Raw genomic sequence first — 25,122 nt, 5'->3', positions numbered from 1 at the left:
GAGTTCTGCATCCAAGTATTATTAAAGGAGTCTTTATCGTTCATGACAGGATGGCTGATGAAAGTAAAAATTACATTGATCATTTTAGCTGGAGGACTATTGCAAGGCTTGGCCATGTCCTTATTTTTATTTCCACATGACATTCCAACAGGCGGAGCAGCAGGCATAGCTGTTTTACTGAATTATTTATTTCATATTCCTCATGGATTATCAGTCTGGGCTGTAAATGTCTCAATGCTCTTCACCGCAGTAAAATGGCTGGAGGTACGAACTTTTGTCGGAACACTCGCTTCGATTACAGTTACTTCTGCATCGGTCATGGTTTTCGATATCATTTTTACTGAATTCTCGTCAAATCTTTGGCTTGATTTAGCCGGCGGAGCGGTTTTGTTAGGTCTTGGAATCGGTCTCTTATATAAATACAAAATTTCGAACGGAGGCTTTGGAGCGCTTGCTCTAATGATTTCGATCTATCGAAGCGGAAATCCCGGTACGATCTTACTTATAATGAACTGTGTAATTTTTATGGTTACCGCCTCTGTAATCGCATGGGAAATTGTAATTCAAGCGCTTCTTTGCCAATTCATCTCCACCAGAATCATTGATATCATCTATCAATACCGCTTTAAATCGCTTCCTATTGCTGCTCCCATTTACCGGTTTAGAAAGTAAATAATTCACTCACTCCCGCTATAGGAGTGAGTTTTTTCATGGATTTTTATGTTAAAATGTACGTGTTATTAACTATGTTGGATGTGACAATCTATGAATGAGAGACATTTTAACTTGAAAATCGTTGAGGCTGAATATGATGCCAAGGGAATTCTTCGGAATTTACTTAATCTTTATGCCTATGATAGAAGCGAGTTTACTGGCAATGATTCAAACAGTTTCGGAGTGTTTGAGTATGTGTACCTTGACCATTATTGGACGCCGCAAGGAAAAGATGAAGGCAGAATCCCATATTTGTTTGAAAGTAAATAACAAATTAGCAGGTTTTGTATTAGTAAATAGCGTATCATGTTTAAATCGAAAAGATATTACTCACTCAATAGCAGAATTCTTCATTATGAGAAAGTGGAGAAGAAAAGGAATTGGAAAAGCTACTGCTTTTGAGCTTTTCAATAAGCTTCCAGGTAAATGGGAAGTTTCTCAAGAGCGTAAAAATAAGAATGCTCAAATTTTTTGGCGTTCTATAATTAACGAATATACACAAGGGAGTTACGAAGAATTTAAAACTGATGACAAGTTTGTGCAAATATTTAAATCATCTTCGATCTATAATAAAGGAGCAACCTAGATGAAAAAAAGAGTCGCTTTAATTTTAGCAATTTATGCAGGAATTGTTGTTCTTTTAAGTGAATATTTATTGGATGATAATATTAGATTGTTTGTTGTTATTCCTGTTTTGATTGTTGGTATATTGATAATTAACCAATTCTTAAAGCCGCGGTGACTCTTCTTTTTGCGGGTGTTTAAAATAACTCTCCCTTGCTAAATAGAGGAAGCAGACAAGAGTTATTTTAAACACTTTTAGTCTGTTCGTTCTTCGATTCAAGAGAGATAGAAAGTATCCGATCTTAACCCTAATCTCAGTGTTTCTAAGGAGATTGCATCACAAAATGCGATATTTGCCAAATTTACATTAGGGCCAAGTTTTTTGATGAAAGTTGTCTGTAAAGTCTTGTTCGGCGCTTCAAAAATCAGCTGATTCATATCAATGCGAGACGACAGAATGTCATCCACAATCTCTAAACGCATTTCTCCGTTATTGGAACACAGCCCGCCTGTCCCGCTTTCTCTAGTTTCCGTAATTACTTTTTGTGATCCGGCTTCAATATCCTCGTGAATGTATTCGATCCATTCAGCAGAACTTTGCTCATTTGATAGGATAGGGTCCTTGCTGCCGACTTCACTGAAAACATGAAATTGATCTGAAAATTCAGCAATATAACGTGCCTTTTCTTTATTTGTTAATGGAAAGGTCCCGTTCGATATTTCAATATATTCACATCCGTACAAGCTGCAGTATGTGTAAAATTCGTCGACTTTGTTTTGGCTTACAAATTTTTCGAATAACGTACCGCCAAAAAAGTACTTCACATTGTTCTCTTTCAAACAAACAATCTTTTCCTCAAGGTCTTTCGTTATTAAAGAAGTTCCCCAGCCAAATTTCACAAAATCAATAAACTCGCTCGCACCGTTGATCGTATCCTTAAAAAAGTGAATAGGAAATCCATTATCAATTAAAACAGTCAAACCCGTTTGCCGCGGCTTTCTCGTTCTCTCTGGCAATGTAAGCGCCAAATTTTTCATCTTACAACCCTCTCAATCGTTGGAACTTTACGTTCTTGGTTCACTCTCATCACGAAATTACCCGGTATTTCTTTCGTGCAATAGGAAATATCCTCTTCATCGAATAATGGATTTTCACGATCAAAAAATTTCTCAGCAACTGAAGAGTTCTTGATCCTAGCAATTGTTTCAGGGGCTGTTATCGATTGATTATCTAAAATAATGCCTTTGATATAATCAGCACAGGCGAGGTCATCATCACCTGTCGGATGCGAAGCAACGATATTGATCACTGAAGTATTTGGATTCCCGCAGATGCTTCTGACATATTCCGCTGTAGTTTTCGCATTGGTAAAACCAGTAACAAAAACATGCCGGGCAGCTAATGCTCGCAACGTAGCATTGACACCATTTGTGGTTTTTTGGACGAGGCTCTTCCCTTTCAATTGGTGCTGCGTGATGCGTTTTGGAGAGTTATCAAAATCAAAGCCTTCGATGCCGACGCCCTTCACCTCCCCTGTTAATAAATATTCCGGACATTCTTCCTTCAATAGAAAAGCTTCTTTTTGCGTTTGCACCAGCAATATCTCTTTTACACCTTCTAGAAAAGCATAATGGGCGACAGTAAATGCTCTGATGACGTCGATGACAATGTTGATATCTGAAGGACTTAAAACATGGTGATTGCCTTGATAAATCGTTACCGGCAACATAAACCCTCCCTATCGCTCAAGTAGGCATGAACCCACTATACACGTCAAAAAAGTATATTCATAAGAGCGTCTATAGGTTCCAAATTGCTAATATCTAAAAAATGTGTAAAAAAAGAATGGATATTATCTCCATTCTGCGCTTATCTATGTAAAGCTGAGCTGCAATAAATTGAGCTCAGCTTATTTAACTGCTTAAGAAGCATACAATTCCTTATCCTCTACCTTATGCGTAAGCACCGTAAGTGCCAGGCCGAACACGATTATCCCTGCAGCAACGATTGTGATCATGGTGTAGTTAAAGCCGAAATTCAATAACATGCTCCCTAATGTTGCTCCAATACAGTTTGCTAAATTAAAAATTGATGCGGCAATGGTGCCGGATAAAGACGGCGCCTCGCGACCAGCAATAATAATTTTAGAGTTAAGAAGCGGCGTTGTACCAAACGTCCCCATTCCGAAGAAAAAGCAAATAACAAACGCCAAAATTGTAAATTGCAGAAAGAAGGTAAACAATACTAAGACAATCGCTAACATCACTAATGCTGCCATCAGTCTCTCTGTTAATAGACTCGGCCGGATTCTGCCAGATGCGAAGTTCCCAATCACCGCACCAAGTCCAAAACAAAACATTCCAACTGTGACACCAGGAACTCCAAAACCTGCGTACTCTCGCAGCATTGGCTCATTAAAAGTATATGCCGTGAAGACACCGGAAAATCCAAAGACGATGATCGCGAGGACCATTAGGACATTTTTATTTTTAAAGACGCTAAGTTCTTTTTTCAAATTAGGCGCTTCTGCCGGACGTTCATTCGGTGTGACGAGGATCAATCCGATCAATGCAATCACACCCAGGAATACAATGAACCAGAATACGTAGCGCCATTCAAACATTCCGCCTAACAAAGAGCCAAATGGCACACCAAGCATCACAGCAATCGTAAGCCCTCCTTGAACCGCCGCAATTGCACTAGTACGTTTCTCCGGAGCGGATATATTATAAGCTATAGACATAGTTAAGCCAAAAAACGGCGCATGCATAGCTGCTGATAACAAGCGAGAAACCAATAAGATCTCAAAGTTTGCCGCAGTTGCAGCAATGATATTACTCAGAATAAATACTGCCATTAGACCAATAAGCAAAGGCTTTGGCGGAAATTTTATCGTAATCATTCGAAGGAGTGGACCAAAGACTGCTACACTAATCGCATAGACACTCAATAGTAATCCTGTCGTTGATACTTCCACATTCAAATCTTCCGCGAATTGAGTGAGTAATCCTGTAACAACATACTCCACCATTCCAATGGCAAATGTACTAATCATAAAGAAAGCTAAAACAGTTGTTCTTGAGAAATTTAAACGAGTCATTGACCCACACCCCTTTTCATAATCTTTTTTAAGCACAAGATGAAATAATAAGACAAAAAAAAGATTATGTCTAGACGATTTGATAAAAAAAAATAAAAATTTAACTGTAATTGAAGTAGACGATTTTTGATTAATATTATTTGCTCAAAATGAGGATATTATTGATTAAGGTGAGGATGAAGACACCAATTATTAGGGCAGTCTTGAGGTTAATCCACGAAGGACTGAATGAAGTTGAAAGAACGAATCGGCAAATACCATATGTAATGAGCACGCGGGAAAAGTTAAGAAAGTTCATTACATTTTCTTAGGCATATTTATACCTGAAAGCTCTTTGTATTCAATTTTATATAGGAATGATACAAAGCGAACCAACACTAAAGCCCTGCTAAAATCACAGCAAGCAAGAAAACAATTTGAATAAGAGTCCGTGCTTTAATCAGCATCGCTTCTTTTCCAGCAAGCTGCAATTTTTCACGTGATGCACGGATATTCGCCGGAAACATGGCCAATAGCATGATTGCAAGGCTAATTGATGCTGCCGTAGAAGTGAATGGAATCACAAGTAAGACAGCACCGATGATTTCGAGCAAGCCAGTTGCCGTCACAATCCAATCTGGACGCGGGAAAATCATGGGTACCATTCGAATAAGATCCGGCCTTCTTTTCCCCCAATGAGCCGAAGCTGTCAGCAAAAACATTGCTGCTACAGCTCCTTGAAGAGCATGCTGCCATTGAGCCATGTATGTCCAGCCAAGTAAGCCACCAGTATATAATAAAATAAAAGCAAAAATAAGTGTGATAAATGGTGCCATCTGTTATCCCCTCTCTCCATTTAACGTTACTTTAAGAAATGAAGCAAAATCATCGATGTGAAAGGATGAATCTTTATCTGTCAGGAAAGATCGCATCCGAAGCCCGAATGAAATGAGGACGAACAGCTCCCCCATTTTGTTCGAATCCACCGAAGCTGGGATTACGCCATGTTTTTGCCCCGTTGCAATCCATTGGCGGGAAAGCCGAACAGATTGGTGGTAAAACCGATCGAGCACCTCGTCAATTTCCTTCTGGCCGTTTTTTGCGAGCAAATATACAAGGATTTGGTTCGTCACGCTTTCAGGATCTTGAAGTTCATCGAATCGTTTGGTGATTTCATTTAAAGGACCCTGAAATTCTTTTTTGCCGCTATTCACTCGATCGGTAAACCTTTGGTCAATGTCATCCAGTCCTTCCTGCAGGACCCATGCAAAGATCTCGTTTTTGCTTTTTACGTAATGAAAAATAGCCCCCTTGGAAAGACCGGATCTGTCCACAATGTCTTTCATCGTAACCGAATTGCACCCTTTCTCGCGAACCAATTGATTTGTGGTCTCAAGTAATAATTGTATGGTTTGTTGCCGCCTTTCTGCCTGCTTCAATTTGAATCCTCCATTTTAAACTGATTCTGATTGCTGTTTACCTCTACTTCCGCCGGCTTCCGTATCAATCCTATCCCAAGCAGTATAAGTCCTGCTGCTAAACTGAAAGCTCCTACGTACGCCAAATAGATAAAACCATTTGGCTCGGTTGCATCAGGGGTAAGAACAGAAAAGAAAAATGCCATTGGCAAGAGTATGGCCGATGCGGGAATCGCCGAGCGAATCAACCGCTTCATTTGCTTGCTCCAATTTGTACGATCAATGTAGAGAAAGGCCACTAAAGACAAAATAAGCAATATACCGGCAGGGGCATGGCCGGCTCTCCATAAATCTTGGCGAAGCGGATTTTCCTGATAGGCGGGTGAACCTATTAATAGCGATAAAATACTGACACCGCCAATAATCACTGTTGGCAGGATAATGATAAGCCATCCGGCAGACTTTCTTGTTTCCTCACTCATAAATAATCCCCATTTCATAAACAAACCGTCAGTCTGTTTTTATTTATATTATAAAAATCCTCTCCTCTATTTGTCAATTTATTTATTGTATCAATCGAAAAAGAAGCCAGCATCAACCAATACTGACTTCTTTTTGTTTCTATATAAGGTGTAACGTTAATCAGTTGAACATTTTTCTTCGTCTTATTACCAGCAGTAATGTTCCTGCAATCAGCAATATACCTCCTGCGGCTAACCAATTATACACATTTGTTGCTGTGTTCGGCAGGTTTTCATCGATTGGATCAAAAGATTCGTCTTGGCCATTATCATCGTTTTGCTGATCATGATCATCTGGATTGTAGTCAACTGGGTCCGTGTTGATTGGATCCTTGTCATCCGGATTTTTATCAATCGGATCTTTATCACTTGGGTCCTTATCGACTGGGTCTTTTTCATTCGGATCCTTATCGACTGGATCTTTATCAATCGGGTTTTTATCATTTGGATCCTTATCGATCGGATCTTTATCATCTCCGCCATCATCACCTGGTGGATTTGGAGATTCGGCAGGCCCTGTTGAGAATCTGTAGATGTCGGAACGTCTGGTAGCGCCATATTGGTCTGTAATGTTCATGTACCAGAAATATGTTTCGTTCGCTTTTAGATTTCTCCATTTAGCTGACGCAATTCCTCCGGATTCTACGTTCTTATGCTCGCCAATTTTTTCATTAGAGTACACGTTCGCAGCAAAGTAATCGGTCGCCACTCGTTTGTTGTAATCCTTCAGCTGAATGTCTTCGGTAAAGGTGTCCACATCTCCATCATCAAAGAAATTATAGTCGTTCTTATATGGAGAATAGGTTACTACATCCAGCTTTCCTGCTTCAGGATCAAAGGTTAAAAACCGTACATATCCTTGACCGCCTTCAGGACCTCCTTGATAGTCAGAAAGCATTTCCAGCACTTGTCTCTTGCTTCCGTCAGAGTTCGTAACGGTTGAAACTCTGCGGTTGGCGCCATGGTAATGTCCGCTGACCGTCATTAACACATTATCATTTTGCTTAACGACTTGATCGAATACATTTTGGGCCATTTTAGACAGAGTTGCATTTCCTTCTAGATAGGCATGCATGGCTAAAATCGCATTGCGGTCCGAATGTTTTTTCAACACTTCATTCGCCCACGCAATCGTTTCTGGTGTATCCTCGGTGCCAAATCCTATATAAAGGATAATGAAATCATGGCCGCCAAACGATACAAGATCGTAATGGTTGCGGTTGTTGTCCATGTCTCCGCCAAACCACGGCTTATTCTTATATCGATCAGCACCTACGTACTTTTTGTAATAGGAGTAATCCACACCGTCGATGATTACATCATGGTTTCCGCCCAGAACCCCGTACGGGACGCCTGCATCATCTAATTTTTTCAAGTTGCTGTCTGCTACTTTCCACTGGGCATCATCATTCGCTTTATTGACCAGATCACCTGTGTTAATGGCGTATTCAAAAGACCCTTTCTTATATTCATCAACGATCCAGTCACCGAGTGTGTCAAAAATATGCGGATAGGATTCAGCGTAAAACTGGGTATCTGTAAACCAAAGCATCGTAAACGGATCATTTGGATTTTTAATTTCATCCTGAACCATTGCTTGGATTTTTCCGTTTTTCACATACTTACCGATCTCGACCTCTGACGAAAGGACAATATCTTTTTCTTCTGCGTTGCCGGTTTCCGCTTTTAACGCCTGCCATTTTTCTTCTTGATAATCCCAAGCATAAAGCGTAACTTTTCGATTAGGTAAAGTTTTTCCTTTCCAGTAAAGCTCTACTGTACTGCCATTATTTAATTGCTCATCAACAGAAATTTCAAATCTGTGATATGGGAATCCAGAAGGACTGTCATTAACAAGGTATTTCCCATCTTCATAGGCAATTTTTGCTTGGTCGTTTTTTTCAATCGCGGTTTCCCCTGAAGGTGCCACTGTCAGCGGAGGTTCCCTGTCCGCAATGTTCGTAAAACCTTTGATATGGCCTTTTCTGGCAAAATCATATTTGCTGCCCTTGTAAAATCCTACATCCATGCGATCGCCGCTCGGATCTGTTACCTTTGCTCGAAGTGTCGCGTTTCTCGATACAGAATCAGCAAAGTCTTCTGGTGAAACTTGACCGGGCTCAAGCGGCTTCTCCTCATTGATATTGAACGTTACGGATTTCGTTGCCTGATTTCCGGCCCCATCATAGGCCGTTACAGAGATGACATGCTCGCCCGGCGAGAGAATAGCAGAAGAAGTCTCGTAAGGCAGTGAAATCTTTTTATCATCTAACTTTGCTTCCACTTTAGAAATACCTGTGAGATTATCATCAGCTTCTACTGAAAAAGTAATTGGCCCTTTAGGACTCTTCGAATCTTCCAAGTAATCTTCTGTACCGTATTTAATACCTTTTATTACAGGCTTCGTATTATCTATCTTTGTTTCTACCTTTTGAATTGAATCATTGCCTATCTTCATTTCAAGAGAATAGGTTCCATCAGCTAATTTTGACGTATCAATTTCAGAATATCTCGCCGTGTACTTGTCAGAAGGAATAGGAAATTTAAATTCGCTGATCAGCGGTTTATTTAAATTACCGCTGCTCCCGCCGCCGCCATCTCCGAGAGGGAAATAGACATTTTCACTATATGAAACTTCTGTTTCCGATTTACTTCCCAGGTAATTGCGGACTGTTTCCGGTTTAACAAGCGTACCGTCCGGCAAAATAATATGAACGTTTTTCACATCAAAATCATCGTAATTCGTTTTTCCAAAATATTTATCATGTGTGTCTAAGTCGTAAGGCATATTCTCGTTGCCCGTATGGATGGATACAGACTGATTGGATACGAAATAATCCGGCGACACATCATAGAGATACCACGCCTCTTGCAAATATTTCGGAAGCAATCTTTCAATAAATTTACTTTCACCTGCAGGATTTTTTGCACTCGCAGATGCTTGATAAATTTGATCAATGCTTCTTGATTGGAATCCGAACTGAACAGGTCCAGGCAAAGCAGGTCTCAGATTAAGCGGATCCCCATTGAGAGTGACCGTAATTTCATCGTTCGCATGTTCCCCGTACGCATAAAAACCGACATTTTCCTTAAGCATTGCTCCTTCGTTCAAGGACAATCCTTTTTCCGGAAGCGCTACTTCTCTTCCTTTTTCATTAACAGTCAGGACATTTCCTAATGAATTATAAGGAAACTTCGTTACGTTCCCGCTCTTATCTTCTGCGACAATCATATAGCGATAAGTTCCCGGCTCTGATATGGTCAGGGAACCCTCGTACACATAACGGCCGTCCGATTTTTCTTTCAAGGTAAGATCCATGCTCCCTGTAAAGTCGGTGCCTTTGTCCGTAGTTAATCCATATTTCAGTTCAGATTTGGAAAGTTCTTCATCACTTTCGATCGTTATTTTTGTTGCATTATTTTTTTCGACATTATAAATAAGTTGATCATGCTTAATCGATGGAGCAATCATATCATTCCCATCTTTTAACGGCACCTGGCCTTTATCTAGATTGCCGGGATTGGCGTAATTTCTTGTATCAAGTCTCTCCATTTTTTTCCCTGAGTCAGGATACGAATATCGGATAACGCCATTTCTCACATCGTTTACCAATCTGTCAGGGCTTGAAGCATTCGCAGAATCATACCAAGCCTCAACGACAATGTCATTCACGCTGTCAGAGCTTGAAATCGCATACCCGCGATTCGTTGCATTTGGCAAATTGAAATCGGCAGGCTTGCTGTTGTCATAAAAAATAACGTCATTGTCTTTTAGTGTTGAATTGTAATGTGTATTAAAATCAGCTACGTTCGTAAACCCTGCGCTGATCGCTTCCTTTGCAAACCAAATGACACCCGTACTGTACGGTTCGATATTCGTATCCACAGGGATTGTCCACTGTTTAGGATCTGTGTTCCCAGGGTATAAATAGAAGAGGGAATAGCCTTTAAGATTAAGAGGTTTATCGGAATTATTGTAAAACTCGATAAACTCATATTGATTACCCGTACCTAATCGAAAATCTCCTGCAGGATGCGGTGCAATTTCCGTGATCAGAACAGGAGGCGTCTTAGGATTTGCTCCATGAACAGGGACAACATAGTCTGTTGAACGTGACACAGTTTCCCCGTCACTTGCTTCAAGATAATAGGATACTTTACTGCCTGACAGCTCGTCTTTTGGAATCGTATAAGAAAAATTGCTGCCTGATTCTTTAGTCATCTCTTTTTTTGTGTATTCCGCAGACTCAGATGTTTTATAATACAGCTTTAATGTCAACGGATCGCTATCAGCATCTGTGGCTTCAGCGGTCACCTTGAAATCCGACTCTGCTTTCACTGACTCCAATGGCTGATGCTGGATCAGCGGTTCTTTATTCTCAGAAGGGATTAGCTGATCCGGCGCTACATCTCCGGCTGATGTGTTACCCTTTTGAAGATAATTCACTAATAGCGAACCCGATTTCGGAACTCTTAGATGCTGACTTTTCCCGTCAGCTACATCATCGTTTGTATAAAAAACTTCGCTGATGATTTCATTATTGTTTTCTTTATTTGTAATCTGGAATCCCCTGTCGGCATTCGCAAGCCCGTCTTGGCCGCGAAGCTTAAATACGGGAACAGATTCCGGAATGTTATGATATGCTCTAAAATCTGCTTCAGTAACATTTTTTGCATCTCCGGTAATGCTTCCGCTCGTGCGCTCTACCCACAAAACTGCAGGGTTGTTCGCCGGGATGATTACGTTTTTATCTTGAGAGTCTGTAACAGATGTGACGGACAAATCCTTGAGATTTGAAACGAAATTGTATCTAACTTTATAACGCTCGTTAAAATTGATATCACTGCTCGTATTATTATAGATTTCAACATACTCATAAAGATCGTTCGATCCTGCTCCAGCGATATCCGAATGCGCTTTGTCATTTGGATAAACCTCTGTCAGCAAAACGGGCATGGCTGGTTTATTATCCTGAGAACCTGCCTTTTTGAGTGAAGCTTTTTTCTCGTCAATAGCTGTTGCAAATTCATCAGATTGTACCGAGGCTTTTCCATCACTAGCAGTTATATAGTAGGAAGCTTTATTCCCCGATAACTCTTTCGCTGGAATCGTATATGTATACTTTGTGCCAGACTCTTTTTTCATCTGGTATTCTTTATAGTCGTTACTCTCTTTTGATTTATAAAATAGTTTAACAGTTAATGGATCACCGTCAGTATCTGAGGCTTCTGCTGACACCTTGAGGTCAGAACCCTGCTCAACGGAATCAGCCGGCTTATGTTTTATGATCGGCTCACTGTTTTTCTGTGGAACGAATTGTTCGTTTTCAATTGTTCCGGCAGTTGGTTCTCCTTTTTGTTTATAGCTTTGTGACTTTGTACCCGAAGCCGGCACTCTTAGGTGCAAGCTTTTGCCGTCAGCTACATCTTGCTTTGTATAGGAAACTTCACTTAACACGTCTTCCTTATTGTCTTTTTTGGAAATGATGAAATCCCCATCACTATCAGCAATCCCGTCCTGACCGCGTACCTTGAAGACCGGGACATTGTCCGGAATGTTATGATAGTTTCTAAAATCGGCCTCAGTTAAGTTTCGGGCAGCTCCGGAAATCGATTCATTCGTTCTCTCTACCCAGAATACTGCCGGGCTGTTGGCAGGAATAATGACATTTCCATCATTTTTATCGGCAGAGGCTACTGACAAATCCTTATGCTTTGAATCGTAGCTGTAGCTAATGCCGTACAGCTTATTAAAATCTGCCTTTTCATTCGTATTGTTATAGATTTCAACATACTCAAACAAATCTTGATCGCCGGCACCTTCAATTTTCGGACTTGCCTTGTCATCCGAATAAACCTCCGTTATCGATAACGGCTTTGAACTTTTGTCAACATGCAATGGTACTAGCCTTTGATTCACATTCCCTACTGCATTTGCGCTCGAAGCAAACGTAGTACCGAATAGAGATAAACAAAGTAACATAGAAAGCATTCTTCTTCTCATAATTTTCTTTCTCCCCGCCCATTCCTTGTAACATTATTTTGTCCAAACAGCTATGGAGTCCCTTGACGTTACACTGTAGTAAGTTGAAATCACCTTCCCCTCTTATGTATCAAACACATTTAGTTTATAATTTGAATGTTAACCGTCCGTAAATATAAGAATTATTATTGTAAATTAATTATAAAGGTTGTAAATGATCTGAATATTCATTTAATTGATAGCGGATTCTGGTCGAGGGAAATTACGGGTGATACATCCTCTACATCATGTGGAGTGACTAAACGTAAAGCTTAGATCACCAAATGAAGATATTTCTGCTGCAATTGCACGATTACAGCATGGATTTGCACAATTCTTTCCGCTTTTTGCACAATTGGCTGAAATAATTGCACAAGTTCACGTCATAATTGCATTGTTACGGGGGATAATTACACAGTTCCACTCAATAATTGCACAATCCCTAGTTTTCAACCGAATTGAATTTTCTGGTATAATTTATCTAACTAAAATTTGGACAAGGAGAAAAGTACATATGTGGAAATCTTATGAGGCAGCAATTGAAAGCTTATATATAGCGGAAAAACAAAATACATTTGTAACTGAGCCCATCAAGCAGGCTGACCTTGATTACGGCGGCATTCCCGGTGATCTGCACTTCGGCCTTACGAAACTCGCAGGTGCAAGAGAACCGATGTATCCCAGAAAAACAAAGATTTTTAACCGCCGGCAAATTTCCATTGTTTCCGTAGAGGAATGTGCTGAGATTGCAGACATATTGGGAGTAGAAAAAATCCTTCCTGAATGGCTTGGAGCAAATATCGCCATCAGCGGTTTCAGTCATTTTACGCAGCTCCCTGAAGGAAGCAGAATTGTATTCCCGAGCGGTGCCGGCTTAGTGTGCGAAGGAGAAAACCACCCTTGTGTTCAGCCAGGAGAAATCATCCAACAGGCTTATAAAGATGAACCAAAGCTGGCTGCAAAATTCGTAAAGGCTGCTTATGGCAGAAGAGGAATTGTATGTGTCGTAGAGTGTCCAGGCAAAATCAAAGAAGATGATCAAATCGAAATCATTTCCTATCAGCCGCCTAAATTAAAATTGGATCCGCAGTTAGTCAAAAACTAAGAGAGAAGCAGAACCTGTTTATGGCCCTGCTTCTCTTTTAGGAGTATCTGTCGATGACATCGGATAGTTTATCAGTTAACGTTGATACATCATTTGGACCATACGTGAAACGAACAATGTTTTCGTCCATTTCGAGGGCTTCAAACAGAAATCCGCCCTTCCGATCAACCTGAAGGATAACTTCTACTTGATATTGAGAAACGAAGAATATCGCTTCCAGTTCATCTAACCGGCCTCTATACCTTCCGCTTGCCGGCGTAAATTCAAACTCTTGGACGAAAGGCGTTCTCTGCCTTAAATAACGCGGCGCTTCCTCGCAATCTACTTTATGTATGCGGAATCCTAACGTTTGAGCAGATTGCAGAAAAGCATTTACTAACGGATGAGGCAGAATTTGAATGTAGTCACGATCTTTCGGGTCGATCGCGTTTTTAATGTCCAGCCCAGTTTGAATCCAGACCTTCGTTTTGCCTTTCGTTATCGGAACATCGTAAGGCAATACAAATCGGAAAGAAACATTTTTGGTTTCATTAGGAGAAATCACAAAAGGGTCAAGCAGCTTATGGCGGAATAATTCAATCGTATCTTCATACTTTTTATCGTTTGACTCCCGGGTATAAGTACTAAATACGGAAAGATAGATGTCATCAATGTTTTGTTCCGTACTCCCTCCTTGAACTTCCACTGTACCTTCCACTTCTTCACCAGGTTCAAATTCAGTTTTTAATAATTTAGTTTCAACTCTGGCAGAACCAATGCCAACAGAACTCAGAAATTTTTTCAGCATGTAAAGTAAATACCTCCAGTATAGATATTTTTCATCCCTTAATTAATTTCAACAGTTCTCGTAATTCCCCTCTTAGAAAAAAAATGATAATAAAAAGTCTCCCACCTAGAAGTGTAAAAAGTCCAGATGGGAGAGCTTGATGTAATTGGTAACTCACGTAATCTGCTCTCGCAATTCTTCAGTCATTTGATCGACTAATTCGGGCATGCCATGAAACTGGGCAAGAGTATTCTGAAACAGCTGGATACGCCATTTTCCATCGATATTTTCGACAACTAGAGTCTGGTGTGTGTTAACTTCAGGATTGAGGTCTGATTCTCCGCGAGGCACCATCCCTGCTATCGCACGTAAAATGGCTGCATTTGTACCTAAAAAACGCAGCTCCTTCACTTTGCTTACAAACCGGGCAGTCGGGTGATCCTTAAAAATCGGCTTAAGGTGGGAAAATATCTCTTCCGGTCCGATCGAATGACTCCCGTCAAATCCGATACTTTCACCATCCTCGGCAAACAGATCCGCCATTCCACGAGCATTGCGATCATTCCACGCTTCTATCAACTGCTGATAGATCGCTTTGATTTCATTCGATTTTGACTCTGGCATCATCATTCCTCCTGAGATAGGCATTATTATCATTTCCCAATTTATCGTAAGTGCATATCCTACCCTCAGTCAAAGTTAACAAAAGCTCTTCTCTTTTATCATGTGATCAACTTGACTAACAATTTCGCTCATAATGTCTCTGGCTGATTTGTTTTTGCTTAATCTAGGTGCTTGTCCGGACCACATTGACATCCATTCCGGCCTATTCTGTTTCGCTGCTTCTTTTCTAATATCATTGGTTAAGGTGTTTTGGGCAGGATAAGCCAGCAGTTTATCTTCATGTCCTTTCATAGCTTGAATAAATTGATTATCGATACCTCTGGCAGGCTTGCCGCTAAAAGCTGAGGTCATTACTGCTTTCTCTTCTGATGTATTTAATATCGCTTCTTTATGTTGTTTTTTGGCACCGCTTTCTAAACATGTAACGAAAGCTGTTCCCATTTGGACACCTTGAGCTCCCAAAACTTGTGATGCGAGAACACCTCTTCCGTCCATAATACCGCCGGCTGCAATTATCGGTGTATGAATATGGTCTGCTGCTTGCGGAATCAAAGCCATTGTCCCTATCATAGCGTTCTCAAATGGGACAGAAAAAGTACCTCTGTGCCCGCCCGCTTCACTTCCTTGGACAACGATGAGGTCAACTCCTATTTCCTCATTGATCATCGCTTCCTCAACAGTTGTTGCAGTGCCAATCACCGTAATATTTTCTTTCTTTAAATCCTGAATGAGCTCTTTTGAAGATATTCCAAAGGTAAAGCTGCATACAGGAACTCTTTGTTCTAGAATCACTTCCATTTGTTTTTCAAAAAGAGACTCAGACTGTTCTGGAATATTTTTTGTTCTAATCTGCAATTCTTTCCGAAAAGGTTCTAACAGCTTGTTCGCTTCTTCGATCTCTTCTTTTTTCACTTCTGGATATTCCGGTATAAATACATTCACACCAAATGAGTTGGACGTGAGTTGTTTGATTTTCTGAATGTTCACAGCTACTTCATCTGAGCTCATATAACCTGCACCTAAGGTTCCCAGCCCGCCAGAATTTGAAACGGCAGCGACTAAATCAGGAGTTGTAATCCCTCCTGCCATACCAGCCTGTATGATCGGGTACTCAATTTTCAATCTTTGTGTAACTAGATTGTCATTCCACATTTTTGTAGATTCCTCCTTATCAATCATTTATTCTGTAGTTAGCAAATATCTCCTTCTCGTTTTTTCAGATGTACGTTCGTCAAGAATCACAAACCCATGAAAATAGGTGAAGATAATGATGGAATTAGAAACGTTATATAAGACATATCAACCGCTGCTTTTTTCCATTGCATACCGCATGCTTGGATCCGTTTCCGATGCGGAGGATATCGTGCAAGATTTATTCCTGCGTGCCGAACAGCTTGACACTGAGAAAATAAACGACATAAAGGCGTACCTGACAAAAATGACGGCAAACCGTTGTTTAACCTTTTTAAAATCTGCCCGCAAAAGAAGAGAAATTTACACAGGGCCCTGGCTGCCTGAACCACAGATAAACCAATTGAATCAGCCGGCAGAACGGGCTGAAGCCGAAGAAACAGTTTCTTATGCCTTTCTCGTTTTGTTAGAATTGCTGTCACCTATAGAAAGAACTGTATTCGTTTTGCGAGAATCATTTGAGTATGATTACAATGAGATTGCCAGAATGATAGACAAAACCGAGGTGAATTGCCGGAAGATTTACAGCCGCGCTAAGAGAAAATTAGAGAATGATACGCCGGTCCATCCGGAAAATACTGAACGGGTAAATGACCTTGCAAAAACATTCATTCATGCTTCGAAAACCGGAAACTTTGAGGGATTTATTAATATTCTGACAGAAGACGTTGTACTCATTACAGACGGTGGCGGAAAAGTAAGATCTGCCTTGAACCCAATTGTAACAAAACAGCGCGTTACGGCATTTATTAATGGAATTTCTTCTAAAGGAAGCTTCTCAGGCGAGCTTTACCCTGTAATCGTCAACAGTCAGAGAGGAATCGTGCAAGTAAAAGAAGACCGTCTCATCAGAGTGATTTGCTTTGGGATGGATTCGACCCAAAAAAACATTCAGAGAATCTTTATCGTTTCAAACCCTGATAAACTAAAACATATTCAGCTGCCTTAAGATTTTATATTTTGTTGTCACAAATCAATCCTCTATTTTGTCTTAATTAGTGAAAGACAAAAACTTATATTAATGGAGGAGATCATTTTGAAACAGCGTATAAATCACATGCAGGTAAATCCTGAAGCTATCAAATTAATGCTGCAGTTAGAGGAGTACAAGAATACAACCGGGTTTGACAAAAAATTAATCGAACTGATTAAAATCCGCACTTCGCAAATCAATGGATGCGCCTATTGCTTGGATATGCATACTAAGGATGCCCGGGCCATCGGGGAAACGGAGCAAAGAATTTACTGCTTGAATGCGTGGCGAGAGTCGCCTTTCTATAGTGAATCAGAACGTGCTGCGTTAGAATTAACAGAAGCCGTAACGAACATCTCGGTAAACGGTGTGCCTGATGAGCTGTATGAGCGAGTTCGCGAGCATTTTGATGAAAAACAATACGTCGATCTCGTGTTCCTCATCATGACGATCAATGGATGGAACCGTTTGTCGATTTCAGTTAATAATATTCCTGGAAGCTATAAGCCTGCCACTGTATAGGTATTCCAATAGAAGGGCCGACCCGTAGGAGAAAAAACCATTCTTATAAGGGTCACCTATTTTTTTGCAAATGAAATCAGGGTTTCTTTACATCTAAGATTCACTTAGACCTCTTAAACAATGAATGAAAGTCGATGCTTCCTTAACGTAGGAAAAATCGGCTTTTTTCATATCGAAATTTGCTTAGTGTCCGTTATTAAGACCTAAATCGTAAGAAGTCATAAAAAATAAGATGTGATACATATTATACATGACTAATATGTATCATCCCGTTTACTTTGTTTCACAATCGGCCCGATTCTTGAAAATCGCGCCATCATTATTACCAAAGAAAAAAAGCCCACCGCTGTTTTCAATAAGATTAAAAAGAGATTAAGTTACCAGTTCTATTTATAACAACTTCAGGAGTGCTTTGTAAGTTTTTTACTTCCATAAAAATTTTTAAGTTATATACAAAAAACATGCTTTGACATTGTCTAAAGCATGGTAATTATTTAAACAAATATAAAACTGCTAAGTTGATTTTTTTTAGCTCATCTATTTATTGAATTCATTAACTGAAAGAAATATTCAGGTTGATGAGTCTTATTTAGGTTATACCATGAATGTAATGTATCTGGTGCAAATACATCTAATTTTTTCAGTACTTCCATCGCAAATTCCAAAGGAGCTACTCCTGATGCAGTAACCAAATTCTCACCAGATACCGCAGGTCCCATCTCATAAAATTTTTCTCCTCTATAATTAGGGCAGACCATTTTAATATACTCTAGGTTATTGCTTGTATGCTTTCTAGAATCCAGGTATCCAATATTCGCGAGGCCCTCAGTTGCACCACAAATTGCAGCAACAATAGTGCCAAGCTTTAAAGCTTCGCCAATTTTTTTCAAGATAGGTTGATGAATATCTTCTCTCCAAGTATTCCCTCCAGGTAAAACTAAAAGATCTTTACTCTCAAGAGTACATTCATCAAGGGAAATATCTGGTTTTATGCTCAGTCCTCCCATCGTAGTAATAATTTCTTTATTAGCTCCTACTGTAACTACTTTTAAAGGTGCTAAATCTTTTTTGAAATATCTTCCTGAGTTTAGTTCAGCAATTAAATATCCATATTCCCAGTCTGACATTGTATTAAATACATAAAGATAAACTTTTTTTGTTTGCATCCAATGACACTCCAAATCACAATTGATATAGCCTATTATAATATAACTTCCCTGACAGCTAACGTCAGGGAAGTTATATTACTTGAAGATTCCGACAGAACTTCAATAAGTCTATTCTTAAGACTTATTGGCTCAATAACTTGAATAGATTTACCGTACGGTAAAAGTAAATAAGGTACATATGTATGTATGATATTTTTTTCAAGAAGAAATACTGCTTGATTTGAAGTCCGTTCTTGTAAATAATGTCCTAAATACCAATGTTGGCAAATATAACACAACGCTCGTGTTATTAGTTTTCCACTAAAGTCCCGTTAATTTAAAAATAGTCTTTCAACATAAAATTAGTTTTTAACAGTGCATTTTTTATCCATATGTTTTCTTTTTTCTGTATAGTCTATTTTCCACGCTTTCGTTTGTTCATCATAATATTCACAATGCTGCTGAATTTGCTTAGTCTCTCTCCATTGAATATATAAATATCTTTCTTTCGGATCATCTTTAAATATAACGTATGCAATGGTTCCTTTGATGCGCCCAGTATTATGTTTTAGATTATATGTAGCTTCAATATTAGAAATTTCTTTCTCCGTATATCCTTGTTCTAAAAGATATGCTTTTGTTTCCCTCTTCATCAGATAGTCACTAATAGGATTTCCATTTATTGCTGTATAAACGGCTAAAAATATTCCTAGTAAAGCTAAGATGAAAAATGATAATATAATAGTCCTTTTCTTCTTTTTCAAAACCTCACTCTCCCCTGAATTACTCATTTAACCGTGTGTTTGCTTCTTGTTTATCAAACGAACTAAACCATCGATACTGCTGGTCGTCAATAATTCGATAATGTTGGCTAACTAAATTTTGCTGTAATCGAAAACTCCCTTTTTTATCAATTTCTTTCCACCAGATTCTTTCTAGAGTCTATTAATCTATCTGGCACAATATTACGGATCTAGTCATGTCAGTATGCTTTATATCTTTTTAATCGAGTAGATGCTGCTAAGAACGCTGATATTTCTCGAATGATTTTGTATCGTAAAATGCATGAACAAAGAAATCGACTAGGCACCCATAGAACAAAGGATTTCCAATTGGGCTTGGTCATGCATCCACTTCGCTCGTAACTCCAGTAGGTTTTCCAAGTTGTCTTACTCTCCATAAGATAAAGAACGAGAATATGACAAGTACCAGACACACCCAAAAAACATTACGGTACCCAACAAACTGAGCAATGAAACCGCCACCAAGACTTCCTATTAACCTTCCAATGGTGGCTCCGTTCATATAGATGGTTGTGGTAATTCCTGGTGAATTAGGAAGCAGATCATTGAAATAGCTTAATCCATTACCCATGATAATAGCCACAAACGTTGCCTGTAGGAGCTGCGCTGCGATCAGCTGCCAGGTATGGGTCGACACACTTAAAATGGTGTAATAAATAACAGCGATCAAGCAGCCGTAAATCATTAGGGAATGGTTTGAAATCTTTTTACCCAAAGCACCCAGCACAAGCATAATCGGAATTTCCAAACCAGCACAAATACTGACTACTAATCCGACATCCATATGTGTCCCCTGAAGCTCATTCACAATAAATAACGGTGTGATGATCATACTAATGGTATTGACCACAAACAGAAAGATAAAAGCAATAAGCGGCTGATTGATTTCCTTGCTTTTGAGTGAATAGGTATCTGAACTTTTTTTCTTCTTGGTATTCTTTTGAACCGCTTTTTGTCTTTGCAAAAACAGGTATACAAGAGATGCAGTGATGAGAAAAATGGCGGCTGTTCCTAGAAAGAGACCCTTGTATCCAAGAGATCCCAAAATGACTGTCCCGCCTAATGGACCTATTAGGAATCCTAGAGATATAAGGGACCGTAATGTAGACATCGCAAAAGTATTATCGTCGGAGTTACTTGCGTTTGCCGATTCCTGTGCGGAAGCATAGATTTGCGGTATGGCTGGAGCCCCAAATGCGTTAAAAAGGCAGACAACAATCAGCAGAATAAAGAAATTATGAAATACTAAATAGGAAGCAAACCCCAAAGCAGATGAAATTGTGGCTACAATAATAATCCACTTTCTGTCTACCCCTCTATCTGAATGTTTTGCAATGAGAGAGTTCACGATCACGCCGCTTAACAAAATCACCGCCATGAAAATGCCAAAAGCTCCCGTACTCATTCCAAAATCTTCAGTTAAATATAGAGGTAAATACGGGTTTGTAATAGAAGAACCGATTCCAATCAGCAGTAAACAAATGACGAATAAGCTATATCCTTTAATAGTAAACAGTTTTTTAAACCGTGTATACAAATTTTAGTCCCCCTTTGATGTAATATTACTCATCGAACGATGCAAATTTAAGCGCTTTATTTTTTGTTTTTATTTAACGCTTCTCGTTTGATTGGCTGATATCTAATGAATAGAATAATAATATGAAATCAAATGAGGAGTTACTAATAAATTTAAAGATTGAGCTGTAACGCATCGATTCAACCAGTGCAGAAGTATATGACAAGTTGCGAAAAGACGGCCAACTACATAGCCGATTATTAGGGAGCTTTAAAAAGTCTGATCATATTGAAAAACACAATACATGGATTTTCTGTTTTTTTATGACAAACGTAAGAAAGCGCTTCAATATGTTGAAGCTATTATAACAAATATTAGTAGTGACAAAGCAAACGTTAAATCATTACAAAATGGAAAAGTTGTTGACAAAGATTTACACCAATCGTTGATGATCAAAAAGCAAGAACAATGACTAAACATGATAATGCTCAATAAAAGATATCATAACGGAGAATAAATATGTTGGAGGAGGAAAGTTAGCCTCCCTCCTCCAACATCAAACAAAATAAAAGCCGGCTCAGATCAGAGAGTACGATTTTGAATAGTTTTCCCTTACACAGACTTTCTTGACACAATCTTTCCCCAGCCTATTTTTTCTTAATTATACAAAAAAGCACCCTAAGATAGACCTTTTTTTAAAGTGTCTAGTCTATAGGGTACTTTTTGAAGGAGGTCGTTTTTTTTGCAAATGCTTCTCCAAGTTTTGCATGAATTTTTTAGGATTTATGGTTGTCACCAGATATTTACGCTAAGAAGACACCGATAGTCAAAAGATAAATACTTAATTCTAGTGTACTGAGACCGACTTTAAGTCCAAGCTGCAAAAGATCCGTATTTAAATAAAAATGGGCGTCATACAGAAACGCCCAATCAATCTGTGATTATTCAATTCCAAAGTGTTGTTTTGCTAACTCTAGAAATTTATTTTTTTCAATCTTTTCTTTGATCAGTTTTCCATCAACCCATTGTGTAAAGGAAGTATCGGTTAACGTTACATTTCCTGCGTTTGTAAGCTGGGTGATTAATCGCTGTTTATTAAACGTAGACTCTTCATTTTCGCTAAGAATTTTTTGGATCTGATTAAATTCTGCGACATCGCTTACAGGGCGTTTTGTATCAAAAATATAACCTATTTTCCAATTTGTATCTTTATATTTCCGCTTCATCTCAAGAATATAATCTCCGAAGTCATGATCAGCCTTTTTGATCCGAAATTCACCGTTAGGAGACGATACAGGTTCTCCATTTATAGGAACAGGTCTAAGTGGCAAATTAGCTCCAAAACCAGTATCAACAAGATATGTTTGTTCTTCGTGTTTTAATAAGATTGTGACATGGGTTCTTCCAAGTTGATACCATTTTTGTGTCTCATCATTGTATGTAACTCCACGAACTAAGGCTGCATCAAAGCCATTATCCACTAAGAAAAAATAAAGGCATGAATTTAATTCGTAGCAAAGCCCGCCTTCTTTTTTCACCAGCAGTTTATCTATCAAATTCTCTTTGGTAATGTCACGTGTTTTGTTTTCAATCATACGTAAATTTTCAAAAGGAAATGTTTTTGCCATTTTTTCAAGAACCTTTCCCAACGACTCAAATTTGATTTGTTCGGTTTCGGGAATATCGATCCTTTTACGAAATAATTGATTCATGTCTTTCACTGTTCTAACTCCCCCGATTGTATTTTTCTCATATTACTTTCTAACTTGGCCTGTAATGGTGGATGCAAGCGATCTCATCCCATCTTCATTTAATAATTTCATAGTAAGACGATATTTAATACACAATCAAACAATTGAACTTAATTCACACAAAATTCACATAATTTTCTCACATAAACGTTGACCTAGAGTACACTCCAGGTTCTATACTTAAAAAACCTTGATCTTAGTAAGGATGGTTTGAATTGAGAAATGTTGAAGGTAAAGTCGTTATTATTACCGGAGCTTCAAGCGGAAACGGTGAAGCTGCTGCGAAAGTGCTTGCTAATAATGGAGCTAAGGTTGTACTTGCTGCCAGGCGTGAAGAACGCTTGAAGGAACTTAAGTCAGACATTGAAAAACAAGGAGGAACAGCAGTATTTAAAGTGACTGATGTTGCTTCAGAAGAGGATATGGAAGAGCTTGCCCGTTTTACTCTCGAAACCTATGGACAAATTGATGTTCTAATTAACAATGCTGGTCTCATGCCGCTATCTTATTTACATGAAAAGAAGGTAAGTGAATGGGACCAAATGATTGATGTCAATATTAAAGGTGTGCTTTATGGGATTGCCGCGGTTCTTCCGCATATGCGGGAACGAAAGCAAGGACATATTATTAACGTGTCGTCCGTTGCAGGACACTTAGTCAGAAAGACATTTTCTGTCTATTCAGGAACAAAATATGCAATACGAGCGATTTCTGATGGCTTGCGGCAAGAAGAAGCTGAGAATAACATTCGCATTACAATTCTTTCACCTGGAACAGTGGGAACAGAGTTGTTTCATACGATTACGAATGAAGAAGTCCTACACAGTTTAGATGAGGTTAAAAAAATTGCCATACCTGCAGAATCCATGGCTCATTCCATTCTATTTGCAATCTCTCAACCTGAGTATACGGCGGTCAATGAAATGATTGTGAGACCAACAAAACAAGAAATTTGAGAAAAAAATATTTCATGGGGCTGTCTGAAAAGTCCCTTATCTTTCTTTATATTTACATAATCAAAAACATTATCGCATTAATTATTACAATAGTTACAACCAAGCCGAAGATAAATTTTTTGACAGTGAAAGTCATTTTGCCGTTTTTGACTCCCCTAAAAATTAATAGGTAAATGATAAGTACCACTAATAGAATCGAAGTTTGCATTATATCACCTCTATTGAAGTTCAGTCTAATAAGCTGCCATCCATGACATATGTACAATAAAAATACCACTTGTATGGCCAGTATTTCTAGTCGTAACAGCATCTGCTATCTTAGTAAAATAAACATCTGCTCACCTTTTTTGCAGGTGGGTATTTATTTTAAGTAAAATGAAATTGATTGATTCCAAATTATTTGAGAATATGAAAATACATGCTTAATAGAATCACGTAAATGATATTTATACAATCGTCAAAAATTGAATGGCAGACCCCTTTTTTATCTGATGGTATTTCTAATTAATAATTAATACTGGAGGAATAAAGTATGAACTATTCGATTGGTCAAGTATCAGATCAAACAGGTTTATCAATCCACACTTTGCGATATTACGAAAAAGAAGGCATTATTCCATTCGTTAACCGTAATGATAACGGCATTCGCATGTATGAAACGAAAGACATTGAATTGCTTAAATTTGTCTGTTGTCTCCGCGCTACAGGTATGGCAATTTCCGATTTAAAGGAATTTGTACGTTTGATCATACAGGGAAACGAAACAATTGACCAACGTATCATCATGCTTGAAAAACAAAAAGAAAACTTAAAATCACGAGTAGATCAACTAGTAGCTTATCAAGGTATGATTAATCAAAAAATTAATATTTACAGCGATATGCTGGTTAAGAATAAATAAGAAGACTTGCAATGACCAGATCTTCCTTGGGAGGATATGGTGCCGATCGATATCGATGGGGAATACCAAAAACAGTATTCTTCAGCATGAGTATTCATGCTCTTGTCTTAATTTTCTTATCAATTCTAACAGCTACAGGAATGACAGCTGCCATTTTGGTGGCGTTATGGATTGGTTCTGCATGGATGACGTCACCAACACTGCAAACTTATTTTATTTAGCAAACACCGTAATCCCCCGATTTGGCGTTAAGTTTAAATACGTCAGTCTTACAGTTTGGCATTGCTTTTGGCGCAGGATTAGGCGGTCTTATCGTGAACTCGACAGGGACTGTAACAAACACGCCATTGGTGGGCGGATGTTTGGTAATCGTGGGAATGATTGCTGCTTTTGCTTCCTTTTCGATTCAAACGAAGAAAAGTAATTATCCTTCTGTCTGATTATAATTGCTGAAAGCTAGAGCAAACTTCAGCTTAACATGCGCCAAACATTCTATACTCTTCTGTTTAAACTGAATAAGAAGATTAACTACTGGATTCCCCTTATT

At 38.9% G+C, this 25,122-nt stretch carries 25 protein-coding genes and 2 pseudogenes; 11 read left to right on the top strand and 16 right to left on the bottom strand.

Going from position 1 to position 25,122, the window contains the following annotated elements; translation table 11 throughout:
- The first annotated feature begins 42 nt into the window (after positions 1-42).
- The 4 genes from AM592_RS22630 to AM592_RS24265 all read left to right on the top strand — a co-directional run bounded on the left by AM592_RS22630 (position 43) and on the right by AM592_RS24265 (position 1,456).
- On the top strand, positions 43-672 hold the full coding sequence (locus AM592_RS22630; RefSeq protein WP_053605859.1) for a YitT family protein: 630 nt from the start codon (positions 43-45) through the stop codon (positions 670-672).
- 93 nt (positions 673-765) lie between these two features.
- Positions 766-984 carry a hypothetical protein gene (locus tag AM592_RS24880; RefSeq protein ID WP_053605858.1) on the top strand — a complete coding sequence of 73 codons (219 nt, stop codon included), beginning with the start codon at positions 766-768 and terminating at the stop codon, positions 982-984.
- Positions 947-1,300 (top strand): GNAT family N-acetyltransferase, encoded by a 354-nt coding sequence (locus tag AM592_RS24270; RefSeq protein ID WP_211086229.1) that lies wholly within the window; start codon positions 947-949, stop codon positions 1,298-1,300. Before AM592_RS24880 ends, AM592_RS24270 begins: the two co-directional genes overlap by 38 nt.
- Positions 1,301-1,456 (top strand): hypothetical protein, encoded by a 156-nt coding sequence (locus tag AM592_RS24265; protein ID WP_158320336.1) that lies wholly within the window; start codon positions 1,301-1,303, stop codon positions 1,454-1,456.
- A gap of 98 nt (positions 1,457-1,554) precedes the next feature.
- Here the strand turns inward: AM592_RS24265 and AM592_RS22615 are convergent, their stop codons facing one another.
- The 7 genes from AM592_RS22615 to AM592_RS22585 form a co-directional block, all read right to left on the bottom strand.
- A complete protein-coding gene (locus AM592_RS22615; RefSeq protein ID WP_053605856.1) occupies positions 1,555-2,316 on the bottom strand; it encodes a phosphosulfolactate synthase in 762 nt (253 codons plus the stop codon).
- Positions 2,313-3,005, bottom strand: a complete 693-nt coding sequence (locus tag AM592_RS22610) for a 2-phosphosulfolactate phosphatase (protein ID WP_053605855.1) — start codon at positions 3,003-3,005, stop codon at positions 2,313-2,315. The genes AM592_RS22615 and AM592_RS22610 overlap by 4 nt, the downstream gene beginning before the upstream one ends.
- A 195-nt stretch (positions 3,006-3,200) precedes the next feature.
- Positions 3,201-4,379: an MFS transporter gene (locus tag AM592_RS22605; RefSeq protein WP_053605854.1), complete on the bottom strand. Its 1,179-nt coding sequence runs from the start codon at positions 4,377-4,379 to the stop codon at positions 3,201-3,203.
- A gap of 377 nt (positions 4,380-4,756) precedes the next feature.
- On the bottom strand, positions 4,757-5,194 hold the full coding sequence (locus AM592_RS22600; RefSeq protein ID WP_053605853.1) for a DoxX family protein: 438 nt from the start codon (positions 5,192-5,194) through the stop codon (positions 4,757-4,759).
- 3 nt (positions 5,195-5,197) lie between these two features.
- A complete protein-coding gene (locus tag AM592_RS22595; protein WP_053605852.1) occupies positions 5,198-5,797 on the bottom strand; it encodes a TetR/AcrR family transcriptional regulator in 600 nt (199 codons plus the stop codon).
- Entirely contained in the window at positions 5,794-6,258 is a 465-nt protein-coding gene (locus tag AM592_RS22590) for a hypothetical protein (RefSeq protein ID WP_053605851.1), read from the bottom strand. Before AM592_RS22590 ends, AM592_RS22595 begins: the two co-directional genes overlap by 4 nt.
- Positions 6,259-6,418: 160 nt before the next feature.
- On the bottom strand, positions 6,419-12,301 hold the full coding sequence (locus AM592_RS22585; protein ID WP_053605850.1) for a lamin tail domain-containing metallophosphoesterase family protein: 5,883 nt from the start codon (positions 12,299-12,301) through the stop codon (positions 6,419-6,421).
- Positions 12,302-12,833: 532 nt separating this feature from the next.
- Here AM592_RS22585 and AM592_RS22580 point away from each other — a divergent pair.
- Positions 12,834-13,424, top strand: a complete 591-nt coding sequence (locus AM592_RS22580; protein WP_053605849.1) for an MOSC domain-containing protein — start codon at positions 12,834-12,836, stop codon at positions 13,422-13,424.
- A 37-nt stretch (positions 13,425-13,461) separates the two neighbouring features.
- On the opposite strand, the gene AM592_RS22575 is transcribed toward AM592_RS22580, so the two are convergent.
- The 3 genes from AM592_RS22575 to AM592_RS22565 form a co-directional block, all read right to left on the bottom strand.
- Positions 13,462-14,211 (bottom strand): sporulation protein, encoded by a 750-nt coding sequence (locus AM592_RS22575; RefSeq protein ID WP_053605848.1) that lies wholly within the window; start codon positions 14,209-14,211, stop codon positions 13,462-13,464.
- A gap of 153 nt (positions 14,212-14,364) precedes the next feature.
- On the bottom strand, positions 14,365-14,814 hold the full coding sequence (locus AM592_RS22570; protein WP_053605847.1) for an SgcJ/EcaC family oxidoreductase: 450 nt from the start codon (positions 14,812-14,814) through the stop codon (positions 14,365-14,367).
- A 75-nt stretch (positions 14,815-14,889) separates the two neighbouring features.
- Positions 14,890-15,966 carry an NAD(P)H-dependent flavin oxidoreductase gene (locus tag AM592_RS22565; protein WP_053605846.1) on the bottom strand — a complete coding sequence of 359 codons (1,077 nt, stop codon included), beginning with the start codon at positions 15,964-15,966 and terminating at the stop codon, positions 14,890-14,892.
- Positions 15,967-16,084: 118 nt separating this feature from the next.
- On the opposite strand from AM592_RS22565, the gene AM592_RS22560 reads away from it, so the two are divergent.
- Positions 16,085-16,954, top strand: coding sequence for an RNA polymerase sigma-70 factor (locus tag AM592_RS22560; RefSeq protein ID WP_053605845.1), 870 nt, complete (start codon positions 16,085-16,087; stop codon positions 16,952-16,954).
- An 87-nt stretch (positions 16,955-17,041) separates the two neighbouring features.
- Positions 17,042-17,500: a carboxymuconolactone decarboxylase family protein gene (locus AM592_RS22555; protein ID WP_053605844.1), complete on the top strand. Its 459-nt coding sequence runs from the start codon at positions 17,042-17,044 to the stop codon at positions 17,498-17,500.
- A 533-nt stretch (positions 17,501-18,033) separates the two neighbouring features.
- On the opposite strand, the gene AM592_RS22550 is transcribed toward AM592_RS22555, so the two are convergent.
- The 6 genes and pseudogenes from AM592_RS22550 to AM592_RS22535 form a co-directional block, all read right to left on the bottom strand.
- The gene (locus AM592_RS22550) at positions 18,034-18,666 is read right to left on the bottom strand and encodes a type 1 glutamine amidotransferase family protein (RefSeq protein ID WP_053605843.1); all 633 of its coding nucleotides are present in this window, start codon (positions 18,664-18,666) and stop codon (positions 18,034-18,036) included.
- A gap of 35 nt (positions 18,667-18,701) precedes the next feature.
- Positions 18,702-18,947, bottom strand: a pseudogene (locus tag AM592_RS23660) (hypothetical protein); the annotation flags it as partial.
- A 63-nt stretch (positions 18,948-19,010) separates the two neighbouring features.
- A complete protein-coding gene (locus tag AM592_RS22545; RefSeq protein WP_053605842.1) occupies positions 19,011-19,412 on the bottom strand; it encodes a DUF3139 domain-containing protein in 402 nt (133 codons plus the stop codon).
- 19 nt (positions 19,413-19,431) lie between these two features.
- Positions 19,432-19,581 (bottom strand): annotated as a pseudogene (locus tag AM592_RS24875) (transcriptional regulator); the annotation flags it as partial.
- 189 nt (positions 19,582-19,770) lie between these two features.
- Positions 19,771-20,988, bottom strand: coding sequence for a sugar efflux transporter (locus AM592_RS22540; protein ID WP_053605841.1), 1,218 nt, complete (start codon positions 20,986-20,988; stop codon positions 19,771-19,773).
- A gap of 920 nt (positions 20,989-21,908) precedes the next feature.
- Positions 21,909-22,688, bottom strand: coding sequence for an arylamine N-acetyltransferase family protein (locus tag AM592_RS22535; RefSeq protein WP_053605840.1), 780 nt, complete (start codon positions 22,686-22,688; stop codon positions 21,909-21,911).
- Between the two features lie 245 nt (positions 22,689-22,933).
- Here AM592_RS22535 and AM592_RS22530 point away from each other — a divergent pair, with 245 nt between their 5' ends.
- The 4 genes from AM592_RS22530 (at position 22,934) to AM592_RS25070 (ending at position 25,015) form a co-directional block, all read left to right on the top strand.
- Positions 22,934-23,674 carry an SDR family oxidoreductase gene (locus tag AM592_RS22530; protein ID WP_053605839.1) on the top strand — a complete coding sequence of 247 codons (741 nt, stop codon included), beginning with the start codon at positions 22,934-22,936 and terminating at the stop codon, positions 23,672-23,674.
- Between the two features lie 532 nt (positions 23,675-24,206).
- Positions 24,207-24,575: a MerR family transcriptional regulator gene (locus tag AM592_RS22525; RefSeq protein ID WP_053605838.1), complete on the top strand. Its 369-nt coding sequence runs from the start codon at positions 24,207-24,209 to the stop codon at positions 24,573-24,575.
- An 11-nt stretch (positions 24,576-24,586) separates the two neighbouring features.
- A complete protein-coding gene (locus tag AM592_RS22520; protein ID WP_053605837.1) occupies positions 24,587-24,796 on the top strand; it encodes a hypothetical protein in 210 nt (69 codons plus the stop codon).
- A 93-nt stretch (positions 24,797-24,889) separates the two neighbouring features.
- Positions 24,890-25,015, top strand: coding sequence for a hypothetical protein (locus tag AM592_RS25070; protein WP_264080143.1), 126 nt, complete (start codon positions 24,890-24,892; stop codon positions 25,013-25,015).
- The last annotated feature ends 107 nt before the right edge of the window (positions 25,016-25,122 follow it).

This window comes from Bacillus gobiensis (genome assembly GCF_001278705.1).
GTDB lineage: Bacteria > Bacillota > Bacilli > Bacillales > Bacillaceae > Bacillus > Bacillus gobiensis.
Note: the sequence above shows the minus strand (reverse complement) of the source record. Positions and strands in the feature narration are given on the sequence as shown.

Excerpts from the sequence above, each read along its gene's own strand:
- AM592_RS22630 (WP_053605859.1), top strand. The coding sequence starts at position 43 with ATGACAGGATGGCTGATGAAAGTAAAAATTACATTGATCATTTTAGCT.
- AM592_RS24880 (WP_053605858.1), top strand. The coding sequence starts at position 766 with ATGAATGAGAGACATTTTAACTTGAAAATCGTTGAGGCTGAATATGAT.
- AM592_RS24270 (WP_211086229.1), top strand. The coding sequence starts at position 947 with ATGAAGGCAGAATCCCATATTTGTTTGAAAGTAAATAACAAATTAGCA.
- AM592_RS24265 (WP_158320336.1), top strand. The coding sequence starts at position 1,301 with ATGAAAAAAAGAGTCGCTTTAATTTTAGCAATTTATGCAGGAATTGTT.
- AM592_RS22615 (WP_053605856.1), bottom strand. The coding sequence starts at position 2,316 with ATGAAAAATTTGGCGCTTACATTGCCAGAGAGAACGAGAAAGCCGCGG.
- AM592_RS22605 (WP_053605854.1), bottom strand. The coding sequence starts at position 4,379 with ATGACTCGTTTAAATTTCTCAAGAACAACTGTTTTAGCTTTCTTTATG.
- AM592_RS22600 (WP_053605853.1), bottom strand. The coding sequence starts at position 5,194 with ATGGCACCATTTATCACACTTATTTTTGCTTTTATTTTATTATATACT.
- AM592_RS22590 (WP_053605851.1), bottom strand. The coding sequence starts at position 6,258 with ATGAGTGAGGAAACAAGAAAGTCTGCCGGATGGCTTATCATTATCCTG.
- AM592_RS22585 (WP_053605850.1), bottom strand. The coding sequence starts at position 12,301 with ATGAGAAGAAGAATGCTTTCTATGTTACTTTGTTTATCTCTATTCGGT.
- AM592_RS22580 (WP_053605849.1), top strand. The coding sequence starts at position 12,834 with ATGTGGAAATCTTATGAGGCAGCAATTGAAAGCTTATATATAGCGGAA.
- AM592_RS22575 (WP_053605848.1), bottom strand. The coding sequence starts at position 14,211 with ATGCTGAAAAAATTTCTGAGTTCTGTTGGCATTGGTTCTGCCAGAGTT.
- AM592_RS22570 (WP_053605847.1), bottom strand. The coding sequence starts at position 14,814 with ATGCCAGAGTCAAAATCGAATGAAATCAAAGCGATCTATCAGCAGTTG.
- AM592_RS22565 (WP_053605846.1), bottom strand. The coding sequence starts at position 15,966 with ATGTGGAATGACAATCTAGTTACACAAAGATTGAAAATTGAGTACCCG.
- AM592_RS22560 (WP_053605845.1), top strand. The coding sequence starts at position 16,085 with ATGGAATTAGAAACGTTATATAAGACATATCAACCGCTGCTTTTTTCC.
- AM592_RS22550 (WP_053605843.1), bottom strand. The coding sequence starts at position 18,666 with ATGCAAACAAAAAAAGTTTATCTTTATGTATTTAATACAATGTCAGAC.
- AM592_RS22525 (WP_053605838.1), top strand. The coding sequence starts at position 24,207 with ATGAACTATTCGATTGGTCAAGTATCAGATCAAACAGGTTTATCAATC.
- AM592_RS22520 (WP_053605837.1), top strand. The coding sequence starts at position 24,587 with ATGACCAGATCTTCCTTGGGAGGATATGGTGCCGATCGATATCGATGG.